The 15,131-nt window shown below is 60.4% G+C and carries 15 protein-coding genes and 1 pseudogene; 7 read left to right on the forward strand and 9 right to left on the reverse strand.

Translation table 11 applies throughout. The features are described from left to right. Positions 1 to 52: 52 nt before the first annotated feature. Positions 53 to 352: pseudogene (locus AC1DNW_RS34030) on the forward strand (flavoprotein); the annotation flags it as partial. Here AC1DNW_RS34030 and AC1DNW_RS34035 read toward each other — a convergent pair. Then, positions 307 to 987 (reverse strand): NnrU family protein, encoded by a 681-nt coding sequence (locus AC1DNW_RS34035; protein WP_113311805.1) that lies wholly within the window; start codon positions 985 to 987, stop codon positions 307 to 309. The pseudogene AC1DNW_RS34030 and the gene AC1DNW_RS34035 sit on opposite strands and share 46 nt — an antisense overlap. 208 nt (positions 988 to 1,195) lie before the next feature. Between AC1DNW_RS34035 and AC1DNW_RS34040 the strand changes: the two genes are divergently transcribed. Genes AC1DNW_RS34040 through AC1DNW_RS34055 form a run of 4 tightly spaced genes read left to right on the forward strand, consistent with a single transcriptional unit; the run spans position 1,196 to position 4,327 of the window. Further along, a complete protein-coding gene (locus AC1DNW_RS34040) occupies positions 1,196 to 1,747 on the forward strand; it encodes an iron transporter (RefSeq protein ID WP_477855625.1) in 552 nt (183 codons plus the stop codon). Further along, complete coding sequence (locus tag AC1DNW_RS34045) at positions 1,747 to 2,094, forward strand: cupredoxin domain-containing protein (protein ID WP_477855608.1); 348 nt, start codon at positions 1,747 to 1,749, stop codon at positions 2,092 to 2,094. The genes AC1DNW_RS34040 and AC1DNW_RS34045 overlap by 1 nt, the downstream gene beginning before the upstream one ends. Continuing rightward, positions 2,091 to 2,945 (forward strand): FTR1 family iron permease, encoded by an 855-nt coding sequence (locus AC1DNW_RS34050; protein ID WP_477855609.1) that lies wholly within the window; start codon positions 2,091 to 2,093, stop codon positions 2,943 to 2,945. Before AC1DNW_RS34045 ends, AC1DNW_RS34050 begins: the two co-directional genes overlap by 4 nt. Then, the gene (locus tag AC1DNW_RS34055) at positions 2,942 to 4,327 is read left to right on the forward strand and encodes a 4Fe-4S binding protein (protein ID WP_477855610.1); all 1,386 of its coding nucleotides are present in this window, start codon (positions 2,942 to 2,944) and stop codon (positions 4,325 to 4,327) included. The genes AC1DNW_RS34050 and AC1DNW_RS34055 overlap by 4 nt, the downstream gene beginning before the upstream one ends. Before the next feature lie 13 nt (positions 4,328 to 4,340). Here the strand turns inward: AC1DNW_RS34055 and AC1DNW_RS34060 are convergent, their stop codons facing one another. After that, positions 4,341 to 4,508, reverse strand: a complete 168-nt coding sequence (locus AC1DNW_RS34060) for a hypothetical protein (protein WP_162747170.1) — start codon at positions 4,506 to 4,508, stop codon at positions 4,341 to 4,343. 159 nt (positions 4,509 to 4,667) lie between these two features. On the opposite strand from AC1DNW_RS34060, the gene AC1DNW_RS34065 reads away from it, so the two are divergent. Then, positions 4,668 to 4,955, forward strand: coding sequence for a hypothetical protein (locus AC1DNW_RS34065; protein ID WP_113298849.1), 288 nt, complete (start codon positions 4,668 to 4,670; stop codon positions 4,953 to 4,955). 235 nt (positions 4,956 to 5,190) lie between these two features. Here AC1DNW_RS34065 and AC1DNW_RS34070 read toward each other — a convergent pair whose 3' ends face one another. Genes AC1DNW_RS34070 through AC1DNW_RS34100 form a run of 7 tightly spaced genes read right to left on the reverse strand, consistent with a single transcriptional unit; the run spans position 5,191 to position 14,018 of the window. Continuing rightward, entirely contained in the window at positions 5,191 to 6,183 is a 993-nt protein-coding gene (locus AC1DNW_RS34070; RefSeq protein WP_477855611.1) for an FAD:protein FMN transferase, read from the reverse strand. After that, a complete protein-coding gene (locus AC1DNW_RS34075) occupies positions 6,176 to 6,736 on the reverse strand; it encodes a nitrous oxide reductase accessory protein NosL (protein WP_477855612.1) in 561 nt (186 codons plus the stop codon). Before AC1DNW_RS34075 ends, AC1DNW_RS34070 begins: the two co-directional genes overlap by 8 nt. After that, positions 6,733 to 7,560 (reverse strand): ABC transporter permease, encoded by an 828-nt coding sequence (locus AC1DNW_RS34080; RefSeq protein WP_477855613.1) that lies wholly within the window; start codon positions 7,558 to 7,560, stop codon positions 6,733 to 6,735. Before AC1DNW_RS34080 ends, AC1DNW_RS34075 begins: the two co-directional genes overlap by 4 nt. Beyond that, a complete protein-coding gene (locus tag AC1DNW_RS34085) occupies positions 7,557 to 8,477 on the reverse strand; it encodes an ABC transporter ATP-binding protein (protein WP_477855614.1) in 921 nt (306 codons plus the stop codon). Before AC1DNW_RS34085 ends, AC1DNW_RS34080 begins: the two co-directional genes overlap by 4 nt. Further along, positions 8,474 to 9,850, reverse strand: coding sequence for a nitrous oxide reductase family maturation protein NosD (locus AC1DNW_RS34090; protein ID WP_477855615.1), 1,377 nt, complete (start codon positions 9,848 to 9,850; stop codon positions 8,474 to 8,476). Before AC1DNW_RS34090 ends, AC1DNW_RS34085 begins: the two co-directional genes overlap by 4 nt. Beyond that, positions 9,850 to 11,769, reverse strand: coding sequence for a TAT-dependent nitrous-oxide reductase (gene nosZ, locus AC1DNW_RS34095; RefSeq protein WP_477855616.1), 1,920 nt, complete (start codon positions 11,767 to 11,769; stop codon positions 9,850 to 9,852). Before nosZ ends, AC1DNW_RS34090 begins: the two co-directional genes overlap by 1 nt. Before the next feature lie 47 nt (positions 11,770 to 11,816). After that, a complete protein-coding gene (locus tag AC1DNW_RS34100; RefSeq protein ID WP_477855626.1) occupies positions 11,817 to 14,018 on the reverse strand; it encodes a 4Fe-4S binding protein in 2,202 nt (733 codons plus the stop codon). Between the two features lie 205 nt (positions 14,019 to 14,223). Between AC1DNW_RS34100 and AC1DNW_RS34105 the strand changes: the two genes are divergently transcribed. Further along, on the forward strand, positions 14,224 to 15,093 hold the full coding sequence (locus AC1DNW_RS34105; RefSeq protein WP_477855617.1) for a ferritin-like domain-containing protein: 870 nt from the start codon (positions 14,224 to 14,226) through the stop codon (positions 15,091 to 15,093). Positions 15,094 to 15,131 lie beyond the last annotated feature (38 nt).

The following is a 15,131-nucleotide window of genomic DNA, read 5'->3' on the forward strand; positions in this document are numbered from 1 at the left end:
GCCGACGTCCAACTCAAGGAGAGGCGACGGCTTGTGTTGATGACGCGCGAGAGCCGACGTCCAACTCAAGGAGAGGCGACGGCTTGTGTTGATGACGCGCGAGACACCCTTGCATCTCGGGCATCTGCGCAACATGACATCAGTCACGGAAATGGGTGCGATCGTGATGCCGCCGGTTCCCGCCTTCTATAATCGTCCGCAGTCGGTGCAGGAGATCGTGGATCACCTTTCCCGTCGCGCCGTCGATCTCCTGGGCCTGCCKGTCGCGCCGCTGGCAAGCGCCTGGTCCGGCGAGGCGGACTTCGATCAGCCGAAGACGGAAATCGGGTCGGCGCCGAAGAGCAGGGCGTGACCGCCCGCAAGGAGCAGCCAGGCGACCAGCGCGATCGTGGCCATCGCTGCTGCCACAAGCGCCGTATCCGATCTCGGCTGGACCCCGGAAACAAACGCCGCCAGGGGCCAGACGGACGTCTGCGCGGCGTAGATCTCCCAGTGAGCGCCGAGACGCTTTCTCGCCCGGCGTTCGGCCATTGGAATGCCGGCGAGTGCGAAAAGCCCAAGCCCCCCGAACAGCAGGAGCGAGCGCAAGTCTCCGTTGGCGATGACATGGCCGAGTGCCCAGAGAGCAAATCCCCATGGCACGGGGTGTCGGGTGATTCGCGTGACCGCGCCGGCCGGCCCCGCCGAGCGGATCGATATGGACAGGGCATTTGCACTCATCAGACCGGCAAGCACGAGAAAAAATCCTATTGGCGCGAGCACGAAGGTCATCGCGGCATGCCACGGGCGAAGCTCCCACAGCGGGACATAATCGAGCGCAAGTGCCGCGGAAAAGAGCCAGACCAGCGCCGCGAGCGAGACAACGGAATAGGCAAGGATATAGGTCGGCTTGCCGATCGACCGGATGATACGAAGGCGAATGTTCGGGATCGCCGGGATCGAATGCAGCATGAGAAAGACTGTAAACGCGCTGACGAACTGAATCACTTAGTTATCCCCCTATGTCGAAGGTGATGTATCGGTCACGGCCCGCCGCAACTTTGACCAGAGTCAAGCAATGGACGACCCGGTGACGAGATTTCGGCCATGTGCGGCCTGCAAAGACCTGCCTGCCGCCAAAACGCGCATCTTTGCGCCAGCGCAAAGAGCAGGGCGATCGCGCTGTTAAACGTGACGGCGATACTCATCTTTAAGGATCGCCATCATGCTTCGCGCTGCCAGCCTATTCGCCGCTCCTCTCGCTCTCCTCGCAATGCCGCTTGCGCTGAAGGCTGCCGAATATCCGATCGGCTCACCTCAGATCGCGGCGGGCATGGAAGTCGCAGCGGTCTACCTCCAACCGATCGAGATGGATCCGCCCGGCATGATGCGTGCTGCGGCGGATTCCGACATCCATCTGGAGGCGGACATCCACGCGACCGCCGAAAATGCGAATGGCTTTGCTGAAGGCGACTGGCTTCCCAGCCTGCATGTGGAATACACGGTCAGGAACCTCGACAATGGCGAGGAGCAAGTCGGATCACTTGAGCCTATGGTCGCGAGCGACGGGCCGCATTATGGCGATAATGTCAAGCTGTCGGGACCTGGCCGCTATCGCCTGGAGCTCAACGTTCATCCAGGCGGTCACGGCGAGATGTCTTTCGGACGCCACGTCGATAAGGAGACGGGTGTTGCTCCCTGGCCCGACGCCTTCGCGCTGAAATTCGACTTCGTATTTGCCGGCATTGGCAAGAAGGGCGGTTATTGATGCGTGCCATCAGCTGGTTGATGCGGCTGCTGGCTGCGGCCGTGCTGATAGTACCTTGTCCGACCGCCTTCGCCGAAGACGAAGATCCGGTTTTCGAGGTTCATTTCAGCAATGGCGTCGTCTCGCCATCGGTCATCGAGGTGCCTGCGAACACCCGTTTCAAGCTTGAACTCCACAATGACGGCTCGACCCCGATCGAGTTTGAAAGCATTCCGCTGCGCAAGGAGAAGGTTCTCGCACCCGGCGCATCGAGTTTTCTCGTCTTCCGCTCATTGAGCGAAGGGAACTATGCCTTCTTCGATGATTTCCATCTCGACATGCCTCCGGCAACGCTGGTTGCCCGATGAGCACGGATCTTACTCTGCAAATATTCGAGATCGCTTCGGTGGTCTGGCGGGAAAGCTTCGAAGCCCTGCTGGTCGTCGGAATCCTGCTGGCCTGGTCTACGAGGGCGGCACCGGAGGCACGCGGGCGGGCAACCAGCTGGATCCTTGCCGGCGCAGGCGCCGGCCTCGCGCTCGCCCTGATGCTGGCATTGATCATGAGCCGTGCCGCCGGTGTCCTTGAAGGGGATGGCGAGGATATCCTGCAGATGATCATGGCTGCTCTTGCCGCCATCCTCATGCTCAGGATGGTCTTCTGGATGCGTTCAATGGAGCGCGGCCAGACACGGGATCTCGCAGACCGCGCCGTCCGACATGCAGAGGCAGGCAACTGGCCCGGGCTTGCCACGCTGGCAGCGCTTGCGGTGGCCCGCGAGGGTGCGGAGACGGTCGTCTTCCTGTTTGGACTGATGGCTTCCTCGCAAGGCTGGCAGGCCGGTTTTGTCGTCGCTTCAGGTCTGTCTGGCTTCGTGCTTGCCGCAATCAGCTTCTGGGCGTTCAAAGCCGGGTCAAAATTGGTTTCCAGGACGGTGCTGTCGCGCGTCAGCGAGGTGCTGCTCCTGATGCTCGGAAGCGGGCTGACGATGATTGTCGTCGATAAGGTGATTTCGCTTGGAATTTTCTCACCGATGACGGGGCCGTTGTGGGATTCAAKCGGGCTGCTCGATGATGGCAGCGGTTTCGGCGCCTTTCTCGCCGGTCTCGTAGGCTACCGGGCCCGTCCGGAGCTTCTTCCTCTTCTCAGCCTCGGCTTCTACTGGCTGATTGCGTCTCTCGCCTATGCGCCTCCTTTGACCGGCAAGGCACCGGCATGACGTCTTCTGCTAGTAGTGCGCAGGCGCTCGTCGCGAGGTTCGGCGACCTCCTTCTCCGCTATCAGGCGGCCATCCGCCGTCTTCAATGGGTGATGGTGGTCATCTATGCGTGCCTTCTCACGGTCCCGCTCTTGTTGCCGCGTCCCACGCACACCGATTATGTGTGGAACAATGTCGCCCGCTTTGCACAATTCGTCTTCTGGGGCGTCTGGTGGCCCTTCATCATCCTCGCTACCGCGCTGGTGGGCCGCTTCTGGTGCGGAATCCTATGCCCGGAAGGTGCGCTTTCGGAATTTGCCAGCCAGCGCGGCGCCGGGCGGGCAATTCCGGGATGGATGAAATGGTCCGGCTGGCCGGTCGTGTCCTTCGTCTCGACCACGGTCTACGGACAACTGACAAGCATCTACCAGTATCCGAAGCCTGCCGCACTGCTGCTTGGCGGCTCGACCTTTGCCGCCATCATCATCGGTGCCCGCTACGGCAAGGCAAAACGAGTGTGGTGCCGGTTTCTGTGCCCCGTCAACGGCGTTTTCGGCACCGTTTCGAAAATCGCGCCCCTGCATTTCCGTGTTGATCCCGACGGCTGGCGCGCCGGCGCTCAACAGCAGGGACGATCCAACGCTGTCAACTGTGCGCCGCTCATTCCCATCAAGACCATGCAGGGCGCCAGCGCTTGCCACATGTGCGGCCGGTGTTCCGGTTATCGCGGAGCAATCCGGCTTTCCTGGCGCAATCCGGCCCGCGACATCGTCCACGGCTCGGGCCGGCTTGCGAGCACGTGGGAAACGGTTCTGATCGTGCCGGTTCTCCTCGGGCTCGTTCCAGCCGCCTTGCATTGGTCTGATAGCGGCCTTTTCCGGATGATCCGCTTGTGGTTGGTGGAACGGTGCCTCGATCTGCATTTGGCCTGGCCGCTCTCACTGCGCCTGCCTTGGTGGATCCTGACCGACTATCCCTTGGAGAATGATGTCATGACGTCAGTGGATGCCGTCGCGCTTCTGGTACTTCTGTCGGTTTCGGTCGCCGCGGCCACGATCATCTTCKGCATTCCCCTTGCCGCATGCACAATGATCCTTCGGATGAGGGGACGCTTCCTCCACCATCTGGCGCAGGCGCTCATTCCGCTTGGCTCCGCCTGTCTCTTCAGCGGGCTGCTTTCGTTGACCGTCTCGCAACTGCGCTCCGACGGCGTCATCATACCGTATTCGGATCTGTTTCGCGKCGGTATTGTTCTGGCTGCGGCCGGCTGGTCCGCGGTGTTGGTGTTCCAGATCGGTGCCCTCTGCGACACGCGTCTTGCCACCAGAATGTGTGCGACACTCATCATGGCCGTTCCGATTACGTCTTTCTCGGTCGCCTGGATTGCCGCCTTTCTGAGTTGACGCGGCGGGCCGGTCACGATGCCAGACCGGAGGCGTGTAAAGTGACGGAGGCGAAATCGACGGGCTTGTCGGTGTCGGATGCCTTGTCCGGCGGGCTCTTGGGAAGGTCGACGTGACGTGCCGGACGGCGCCGTCGGCGTCTTTTGATTTCGACGATGAAGGGCTTTTGCGACATGCGCATAGGCTTTCCTTTCCTTATGTCCGAAACGCGGTCACTTGCCGCGAACCACAGAAAGATTCTTATGGTCTGGCGCTTTCGTTCTCTTTGACGGAGGTCAAAGACGTCGAAATGCTACCCGTTATGCTCTGGTCCATCATGGACGAGAGAGGAGGAGCCCGCATGTTGCCGAGGTTCATCACAGCATTCCTGAAATCTTCCGGAGAAACAGGCGTCGTGCTGATGGAGCACGAGGGCGCACAGCGCGTGGTCATCGTCGATCGCGACGCCCTGCAGGAGATCAGCCATCCACCGCGCGCCGACGAAACCAGGCTGCAGGAGCATGTCGGAACGATATGCGAAATTGCCGCCTCCAAGATGCGTCTACAGCCGCAATCGTCATTTTCCCGGATACGGATATCGAAGGACGACGTTGAGGCGTGGAAGGCGTCGCACGATATGCTCCACTAGGAAAAAAGCTGTCTCAATATGGCCGGGCCCGGCTTGATTCTTTCAGCCGGCGCACGGGTGTTCGATACTTCTGATGTGGAAATAGCGTCCGCCGCGCATGCACGGCTTGAAATGGTTACGACTAACCGGCGCCATGACCGCCCGGCACTCTGCGTAGCCGGGGTCGCCGCCGCCGGTATCGTCGGAGAGCATCTCCTTTACTGTCTCAGCGGCGCGATTCTTGTCGGCAGCGCCGTCACGGTCTGCCTTCAAAGCGGGCGTGGCCGCCGTCCGCGCCCACCAGATCGACGAGCAAGTCCGAGCGAGTTCCGACGATCGACCGAATGCTTGCCTCCTCCATCAAGCTGAAGGCAGTGGAGAGCGCATCCGCTGTTGTCGCGTCGTTCGCCACGACCGAAACGCGTCGATGGATAGCCGGTGCGCTGCCATTACGCGGGTCGAGAATATGGCCAAAGCGACCCGCCGCGTCAAAATGAAAACCTGCGGCGCTCGAGGTCGCGACGGCCTTGTCGACAATATCCAATATCTGTTCGGGACGATCGTCGTCCTGGCTTTCCGCCAGTCCGATCCGCCATGGGGTTCCATCCGGTTTGGAGCCGATCGCCCGATCCTCTCCCATGTCGACCAGGCTGCTCGTCACGCCCGCGTTTCGCAGCAGGTCGACGATACGGTCGGTTATGTATCCTTGTGCGACGCCATTCAGGGTCAGCGCCATACGCGGACGCATGACGACGCGGTCTCGATTGAATACGACCGTGTCGAAGCCTATCTGCTTGAGCGTCAGGTCGACCGCGGATTTTGCCGGACCCGCGGGATCGGCATCTGGAGCCGAGAAATGCTTGTAGAAAAGCGACCAGAGCGGCTGCACGGTGGGATCGAAGGCGCCGCCGGTCAGCTCCCAGAAGCCTCGGCTCGTTTCAAGCAGGGACACCATGTCGGACGAAGGCGCTGCCAGAGCTCCCGTCCTGTTCAATTCCGTCAGGGCCGAATCGTTGCGACTGAGGCTGAACACCGTTTCCAGCCTGGAGACTTCGGCAACAACCAGTTCGATCAGACGAGCGGCCTCGACAGGGTTCTCGTGGTTCAGAATCAAGGTTGCCGGCGCGCCAAGCGCCTGTCCCGTCCAGACCGTGGCAGGGAGCGCGGCGTCGGCAGTTCTCAACAATGGCAGCCCCGCCGCGGCTGCGAAGATTGCAATAGCTCGACGACGACTGAACGTTCTAGCCATGATCATGTGCCTCCACCTTCTCGTCCGCGGCGGCGGGGCGGTCCGTTTCCGCGCCCGAACCCAGGACGTAGTCGCGGGGGACGTCATCGAACGTCACCACGCTGCCACCATTACTCGCAGCGAACTGCGTGGCTGCCTCCCTGGTCGAGAAGGGCACTGTTTCTTCGGCTCCCATGCCGCCGCGGATCGAACTGCCGATGACGTAGAGCGCTGTTCTTGCGTCGATCCAGTTCTCCGCTCCGGGTTTCTCCCAGCTTGGGGCCTTGCTCATGTCGGACACATAGATGGCGACGAAATCCTTCGGCTCCTCTGGCAGCATCGTGAAAGCCAGCGTATCGCGTGCCGACGAGAACCAGATCGGCTCTCCGACCCGAGCGTCAAGGATTACCTGACCTTTGGGTCCCGCATGTTCGAGCACGTTCATGCCGCAGTATCTGCCGATGGCATCCGTTGTCAGCGCGAAGGGGGCAGGGGGCACCGGTTGCTGTTTATCCTCGCATCCCCCCAGCAGCAGAGGTGACAGGAAAGTCAAGGCAAAGATCAGGTTCCTCATAGCTCTCTCCTTGAAAAGATCAGGGCGGCAAGTGCAAGGGGCACAACCGTCCAGGCGCCGAGCGCGCACACCAGCATTGTGCCACTGAGCCCGGCATGGCCTGCGACGCCCGCCATGCCGGAGAAGGCGCGGGCCTCGCCGGAACCCAGATTGAGCATCCGGTAGGCGTCGGTCGGATTCAGCAGAAGAAGGGCGTCCAGCAGGCCGGCAGGCAGCGTGTGTCCGCCCGCGGCCACCAACGCGCCCAGCAAGGCCATGTCGTAGATCAGCACGAAGAAGAGCCAGACGCCGATGGCGATGCCACCCGCGGTGCTGCGTTCGCCTACGATGCCGCTCACGAAGTAGCCGATCGCTACGAACACCGCGCCGAGCAGCACCGACGAAGCAAGCATTGCGGCGAAAGCCACCCAGCTCGCGGTATCAATTTCCGTTCCGGTAGCGGCCAACGCGACGGCTGCCGCACCGTAGCCGAAAAGCGTGGCGAAAGAGAGTATGGCGATGTGGCCCAGAAACTTGCCGAGGATCACCTGGTTCCGCCCGATCGGATAGCTGAGAAGCAGAAGCATGGTGCCACGCTCCATCTCCCCAACGATCGCGTCGTGAGACAGCAGGAGTGCAATCAGCGGCACCAGGAAGATCGTAAGACTGGAGAGGCTCACTATGACCACGTCAAGCCTGTTCACGCCGACGTTTCCCGTGGGTGCGCTGCCTAGAAACGACAGGGTCAAGGCCAGCGCCGCCAACAGAAGCGTCGTCGCGAGGACCCATCTGTTGCGCAGGCCCTCACGGATCTCTTTGGAGGCTACGATCAGGATATTCTTCATGTCCGCGCCCTCCCGCCGTTCAGGAAATGGGCGTAAAGGTCGTCCAAAGTGGGTTCGGTAACGTGGAGCATCGCAATGTCGTCGGGATTGGCGGTCACCTCCTTGAGGAGGGCGACCTTGTCTTCCATCGCGACGTCAACTTCGAAAGTTGCTGTACCGGTTGCCTTCCAGGCGACCTTTGCGCTCTTCGAACTTTCGATACTGGCGCGATTTTGAAACCTAATGCTGATGCGCGTAGGCAGCCGTGCGAGAGTCCGCAGATCGTCAAGTGTTCCGTCGGCGATCGTCACGCCGTCGTTCACGATCAACACCCGGTCGGCCCGGTCTTCGAGTTCGGTCAGGGCATGTGACGACAAGAGGATGGTGGTTCCTTTCGCGCGCAGTTCGCTCAACAGATCGTAGAACCTGCGACGCAGCGCCGGATCAAGGCCGCTCGTCGGCTCGTCCAGCAGCAGAAGGCGTGGTTCCCCGAGCAGCGCCTGCGCCAGCCCCAATCTTTGGCGCATTCCCTTGGAATAGGTGCGCACGGGCCGGTCGGCAGCGGCTGCGCCCAGTCCAACACGTTCCAGGAGGTCCAAGGGGTTTGCACCAGCGACCCGCTTCAGCCGCGCGTAGAAAGCGAGTGTTTCGCGGCCTGTCAGGGCCATATGGAAGGCGACGCTTTCAGGCAGATAACCAAGCCTCTGACGCACGGCGAAATCGCCGCTCGCAGGATCTTCTCCCATCACCTCGATGCTGCCAGCCGACGGACGAATGAGACCCAGCATCAGCTTTATCAGCGTCGTCTTGCCCGCGCCGTTGTGGCCGACCAGTGCGACCGTTTCGCCCTCGTTGAGAACGAACGAGACGTCCTTGACTGCCTGCACCTCGCCGTAGCGCTTGGCCACGCCGGACAAGAGAACGGTCGGATACGTCATTGCCGTACGTCCCCACGGGCCGCAGGTGGTTCCATTAACGGATGACTGTCGACCACGCTGCCGGGAAGCAGGGCCGGAAACTGCGCCTGCGCCCATCGGATGAACTGAACGGCTGGGCTCGTGGTGAGGACCTTCGCCTGAGGCGAGGTCCACAAGACCTTGTCGATGAGATCGTTGGGACGATATGCATTGTCGCCGACACCGTCGCCATCGAGATCGAATGCAGGGTTGTCGCTCCAGTAGTTGCCACGGCCGTTCTGGGACCAGTCCAGATACCGTGTTCCGACATATTTGACCTGGTTGCGGTTGTTGATGAAAGAGTTGCCGCTCATGGTATTTCCTTCCGACCCTGCTGTGAAATGGATGCCGATTGCACAGCCATTGAACTCGTTGCCGACGAGGCGATTCTTGTTTGCGTTGTAGACGAAGACGCATTTCTCGGGGCCGACGCGCAGACCCGTCACGTTTTCGCTGGGTCCTGGTGTACCGTCATCCGCGGGCAGTTCTTGTGTCGCGTTGCGCGAGCCGGCGGTCGTCCATCGGCTTTCAGGCTGTAGACGTCCCCGGACGATGTTTCCGGTGACGAGCGAGCTATTGGCGAAGTTCAGGAGCACGCCGTGATCCCGGTCGCCATCAGAGACATTGTCGATGATCTTCAGCCGGCTGGAGAACATGATCGCGTAGCCGACCACGTTCCCGATCGAGACATTTCCGCGGATCTCGCTGTCGTTGGTGTACATGTAGTGGATGGCAAAACGCAGGTCGTGGAAGCGGTTTTCGCTGAAGACGTTTCGTTTGCTGGCGTTGGTGGCGATCCCGTCGCGACCGAAACTGATGTCGTTGGCCAGCACCTTGGCGCCCGGAGCATTCCAGACTGTCACACCGTTTCCGGCCTCGCTCAGCCGGCCCTCCTTGAAACCGACGATCCTGTTTGCGCGTGTGATAGAGTCCTTGGCTCCGTGGATGTAGATGCCGTAGAGGTTCTCCGCCACGAGATTGTTCTCGATCACCGCATTCTGAGCCGCCTCGGTCGCAAACACGCCCGAGTCCATCATCTCGAGGTTCGCACCCGACCCGCGGATTTCAACGCCACGCAAGGTCACGTTTGCGGCGTCGATGGTCACGACCGTGCCATGGCCGTTCCCGATGATGGCCGCGCCAGGGTCACCTTCCACGACCATGGGTTTTCTGATCGTCAGTGGCCCTCTGTAGCTGCCGGGACGCAGGATAATCCGGTCGCCCGCCGTCGCTTGCTCGAAGATCGCCGTCAAATCCTCCCTGTCGGAGGGCGTGACAATGCGATCCGCCGCCCCGGCAGTTGAACAGGTGGCGGTCCAAAGGACAGCCACCGCCATGATAACAGCTTGACGCATCAGGCTGACTTGGGCTCCACGAGCATGCGGCCCTTCATCTCCATGTGCATGGCATGGCAAAACCACGAGCAGTAATACCAGTAGACGCCCGGCTTGCTCGCAGTGAAGGTGACGGATGAAGTCGCCTGCGGCCCGATCTCCATGTTGATGCCGTAGTTGACGACGGCGAAGCCGTGCGTCAGGTCCTCGACTTCATCGATGTTGGTGACATAAACCGTCACCTCGTCGCCTTGTTTAACGGTGAACGACTCCAGGCCAAACGCCGGTGCCGACGACGTCATGTAGACGCGCACCTTGTTGCCGTCTCGGATGACTTGCGAATCTATCATCAGATCGATGTTGTCCTTTTTCGCCTGTGCGACGGCATCGGCAAAGAACGGGTCGTCACGGCTCCAAAGGCTGACTGGATTGATCTTGGATGCATGCACGATCGTCGCATCATGCGGTTCGGCGAAGGTCGGGTTGTCGTGCACCAGAACCATCTCGTCGCCCGAAATGTCGATGAGCTGGTCGCTTTCCGGTTTCAGAGGTCCGACGTTCAGATACCGATCCTTCGAGAATTTGTTGAGCGAGATCAGCCATTTTCCATCGGCTTCCTTGGTCTGGCCCATCGAGGAGTGGTTGTGTCCTGGCTGATAGTGGACATCCAGTTTCTGGCGGATCGGATTGACTTTCTCGCCGGCGAAGGCGCGCTTGGCGTCCTCGATGTTCCACTTGCAGATCTGGCTGTCGATGAAGAGGGTGGTGTAGGCGTTGCCGCGGCCGTCATATGCGGTGTGCAAAGGGCCGAGACCGAGTTCCGGTTCTGCGACGACGKTGTCCCGGGGCTGGATCTTGTCGTCGAAGAGATCGTCGAACTTGCGGACATCGAAGACGGTGACGGTGGGCGAAAGCTTGCCCGCTGCCACGGCGTGAATTCCGTCGGGCGCGGTGTTCATGCCATGCGGGCCGTTTGAGACCGGAATGTAGCGGGTGTAGCGCGAGCCGTGCCGTCCGTCGATGACGGGGACGCCACTGATCTCCTTGAAATCACCCTTCTGGACTGCTTCTTCGATGCGCTTGATATTAAAGACCACAACCCAGTCCTGGTCTTTTGCCATCATCTGCTCGAGATTGACGCCGTTTTCTGAATTGTAGCAGGTCGAATAGCAATATTTGCCCTGATAGTCGGCGTCGACATTGTCAAGATTTCCGTCGACGATGACCTGCCAGGCGACCTTCATTGTCTCCCCGTCGAGAGCCGTAAGCAGGGCCTGGTAGTTCTTTGGATCGTCGAGGATCTTTCCATCGTTGGGGATCGGCACCCCGTCTTCGCCGTTGCAGAATACATAGCCGGTTTTGGGGTATTTCTGAACCCGCAGACCGTGAACCGTGTGCTGGTTTGGCAGCTCGATGATCTTGTCGCACTTCATGACGTCGAGGCGAATGCGGCAGACGCGGGTGTTGGCCTTGTCGTTGGCGTAGAGATAGCGTCCGTCGTAGGTGCCGTCGGTTTGCGACGGATGCGGATGGTGCAGGTCGCCGTTATGGTAGACGCCGCCCTGGTCCTTGAGGAACTCGACCGTCTGGGGAAGCAAGCCTTCGGTCAGCACCTTGCGGCTCTCGTTGGTCTGGCCCCAACCCGTTGCGCTGCAGCGGTTGAACACCGGAACGCGCATGATTTCGCGCATTGAAGGGACACCCACGATGCGGACCTCCCCGCTCTGGCCGCTCGAAAAGAACGTGTAGTATTCGTCCAGCTCGCCGGGCTTCACTTCCCATGTCTGGCGCCGGGACTCGGCGGCTATGGCGGGTGTTGCTGTTCCGCCCGAAAAACCGAGGACTCCACCGGCAGACGCGGCTCCCGCCGCGGCGGCCATGGCCGTCGTGCCCAGTAGCTGACGTCTGTTGAACCGCGGCTGTTTGTCTTCCGTGGACATGCTTTCTCTTCCTTCGTTATGGCCGCGACCGAAGCGTCGCATGCCGATTAAGTTCGTTCGATAGGTTTGCCGTTGTGGGTGACGACCGTCTTCGGCGGCTTCTCACCGCGTGACTCAGGAGTGGAAAGTGCCATGAATTTCTCGCGCTTCAGGCGTACCTGGATCATGTGCGGGCAGCGCTGGTCGTCATGGTACAGTTCCTGGCAATGCATGCAGTAGATGCACTCGTTCACATTGATCTGGCCCTCGGGATGGATCGATTGGACCGGACATTCCTTGGCGCAGCGCTGGCATGGAGAGCCGCATTCCGGATAGCGCTTCAGCCATTCGAACATGCGTATCCGGCCGGGGATCGCGAGTGCGGCGCCGAGAGGGCAGAGGTAGCGGCAGTAGAAGCGTTCGATGAACAGGCTGGCGACAAGCAAGGCCACGGCAAAGACGACGAACGGCCAGTCCCGCACGAATTTCAGGATAATCGCAGTCTTGAACGGCTCGACCTCCGCCGCCATCTCGGCGTAGCTCACCGAATAGAACGACAAGCCAAAAAGCCCGAGGAAGATGATGTACTTGATCGGCCAGAGCCGTTCATGCAGCCCCCAAGGGAGCTTCACCTGCGGGACTTTGAGCCGCTTTGCCGCTTTGCTCAGCAGTTCCTGCAATGCACCAAACGGGCACAGCCAGCCGCAGAACGGGCCGCGTCCCCAAAACAGCAGACCTGCAGCGACGGCGGCCCAGAGGATGAAGATCAGCGGCGCCGCAAGAAAAAATTCCCATGTGAAATTTGTGATTAGCGAGTTCATGAATGTCAGCACGTTGACGACCGACAACTGTGCATTTGCATACCAGCCGAGCCAGACGAGCGTGAAAACGAGGTAGCCGTTGCGGACCCATGCAAAGAGCTTGGGTCGCTTTACCAGCCAGTCCTGGAAGAAGAAGATCAACGTCAGAACAAGGAGTGCGCAAATCGTAATCCCGATGTTGAGGCGGTTGTTGTCCCAGATGCGGATCCATAGGGGATGGTCGTCCTGGACTTGATTGGAAGCGTCGTCCTGCGTCGGCACCGGAGGCAGGGGAGCGGCAGCTTTGGCTACGCTGATATATTGCGATGGTAGCGTGTACTCGAGATTGTAAGGAATTACCGCCTTGTCCCGTGCACCGCTGCTGCTGCGCTGTGCGAGCAGTTGGAGGTCCCAGGGTTCGGTGATGTCGAACCCGAAATCCGGGGGAACCACGAAGAGTGCGATCTCTCTCAGATCTGGAGCGTCAGACGCGGCAAGCGTCGCGATCCGGGTGTGATTCCGATCGCGGAACCTGAGACCCTGCCCGTCCTGTAGCAGTTCGATCCGATCGAAGATGCCACCTCGGACGTAGCCAGACCCCTTGAAGGAATAGGCCCCGTCCCCGGCGACGAGAATTGCCGACTGACCCGCCTGCAGGCGGCTTTGCAGGCGCTGGTATGCTGGATCGCCGAGGAGGGTTCTTCCAATCGTTGGAACGCTGACCGGGGCCACGTAGAGATCGATGAAGCGGTCGTCGGGGTTCGTTGTCTCCGGGTGCGATGCCGCGTCGGCGTGCCCTGCTTCCCCGAAGGCTTTCGAGACCTCTGCCACGGATAGCCGCAGGCTGCGAACCGAGCCGTCGCCAAGAAGTGTTTGCCAGTCTTTGACATCGCTTCGGGAGAGATCCAAGGTCTTCACGTCGGGCGGTGCTTTGAGGCTGGGTTCAGCGCCTGCGCTCAGCCTGTTGCTGCGAATTAGCTTCACCGCGGAGCGTATGACGCTGTCGCCCATGACGAGAACCGTCACGGTGGCGCCGCTGACGATCTCCACCTGCGGTGGGCGTTCTTCGCCGGCTGCCACACGGCCGAGATTCTTGCCGATGATAGAATTGAGCGCGGCGACGACTTTCGCCTGCGGGATGCCGATCAGAACGATCGGTTCATGATGTTCGATGAGTTTGATTCCGCGAACGACACCCGAGGTGTCGATGCCGACTGCGATTTGTATTGGCTTGCCGGAATAACCGGTGGAACCGGTAAAATCTGAGCTCAGGTAGGCATAGCCCACCATTTCTTCGCCCCTAAAGACGGGCGCGATCGGCGGTTGTCCGGAGGGAGTGCCGAAACGATCGGCGCCCTCGAACAATTCGCCGGGCTGGACCTTTTCCAGATATGCCGGAAGCTGGCTTGCAGACAATGCTGGCGATATCGACATCGTCGCAAAGGCGATCGCCGCAACCCAAAGGACCATTATGCGCCGTATGGCCGTACTTAGCTTGTGTGATGCCATCCCACGCGTTTTCCAGTGATTTCGACCCAGGCGTTACGGGTATAGATGGAAAAACCGATGGCTCGTTGAGCTAGATCAATCTTCTGGGATGAAGGTTCGGGAAGGATAATCACAACTTCCGCGACCGGTTTTCGATTGCCCGCACGACAAGAGGAGTGAAATGACAATGCCGCAGTTTAGTCGCGATCCATGGGAACTCACCTCTTTGGGCGATCTCCTGACGCTTGCCGCGCAGATGGAGCAGGAGGCGGTCGACGGCTACGTCGCTTTGGCGGATCGGATGCGGGAAATGGCCCGTCCCGACCTTGCAGACCTATTCGAATCCCTGGTGGTCGAAGAGAAGAGCCACCTGAGCAAGGTGGACGAATGGMGGAGCACTTCGTCACTTCCTGCCGCACGTGACCTCGTTCGAGCCCCGGAGGAACTTTTCGACGACGAGGGGGCAGGGGTGGTGGCCCCGGAACTGCTCAGCGCATACCGTGCATTTTCCATGGCGGTGCGCAACGAGGAGCGCGCATTCGTGTTCTGGACTTACGTTTCCGCCCACGCCCAGTCGGACGAAATTAAGAAGGCCGCCGAACGCATGGCACGCGAGGAGCTCGGACACGTGGCGAAGCTAAGGCGTGAGCGCAGGCTTGCTTTCCATGCCGAGCGCGACAGGATGTTCGATGTTGGCCAGCAAACCTTGGGTTCGCTGGAACAGAGGCTGGGGCTTCATCTCCAATCGATGGCGGCGAAAGCTGTTGGTCCAAGGGAAAATAACGAACTGCAATCTCTTGTGGACCAGTCGAACCACAGGGCAAAATCGTTGGGCGAAGCGCCTTTCGAAAGCGCGCCTCATACGTTGAGATCGTCGCAGGCCGCGCTGGAAAGCGCCCTTCCGCTCTGCGAACTACTCGTCGACAGCTATCTGAGCATTGGGGAGATTGCCCGCAATGATCAGGACGGCGAGCGTGCGCGGGCTTTTGCAGCACAGGTTATCCATTGCCTCCGAGCGCTGCGAAGCCTGCCTATGGCCCCAGTGGGGAGCAACTGAATATTCGGCCCGCATTGGGGTCCTCATCCGGGAAGCCG

The organism is Rhizobium sp. 05L429 (assembly GCF_056397645.1).

What these genes read in the sequence shown, in the direction of transcription:
- AC1DNW_RS34045 (WP_477855608.1), top strand. Translation starts at nt 1,747, where the DNA reads ATGCGTGCCATCAGCTGGTTGATGCGGCTGCTGGCTGCGGCCGTGCTG.
- AC1DNW_RS34060 (WP_162747170.1), bottom strand. Translation starts at nt 4,508, where the DNA reads ATGCGCATGTCGCAAAAGCCCTTCATCGTCGAAATCAAAAGACGCCGA.
- AC1DNW_RS34065 (WP_113298849.1), top strand. Translation starts at nt 4,668, where the DNA reads ATGTTGCCGAGGTTCATCACAGCATTCCTGAAATCTTCCGGAGAAACA.
- AC1DNW_RS34070 (WP_477855611.1), bottom strand. Translation starts at nt 6,183, where the DNA reads ATGGCTAGAACGTTCAGTCGTCGTCGAGCTATTGCAATCTTCGCAGCC.
- AC1DNW_RS34075 (WP_477855612.1), bottom strand. Translation starts at nt 6,736, where the DNA reads ATGAGGAACCTGATCTTTGCCTTGACTTTCCTGTCACCTCTGCTGCTG.
- AC1DNW_RS34080 (WP_477855613.1), bottom strand. Translation starts at nt 7,560, where the DNA reads ATGAAGAATATCCTGATCGTAGCCTCCAAAGAGATCCGTGAGGGCCTG.
- AC1DNW_RS34085 (WP_477855614.1), bottom strand. Translation starts at nt 8,477, where the DNA reads ATGACGTATCCGACCGTTCTCTTGTCCGGCGTGGCCAAGCGCTACGGC.
- AC1DNW_RS34090 (WP_477855615.1), bottom strand. Translation starts at nt 9,850, where the DNA reads ATGCGTCAAGCTGTTATCATGGCGGTGGCTGTCCTTTGGACCGCCACC.
- AC1DNW_RS34100 (WP_477855626.1), bottom strand. Translation starts at nt 14,018, where the DNA reads ATGGTCCTTTGGGTTGCGGCGATCGCCTTTGCGACGATGTCGATATCG.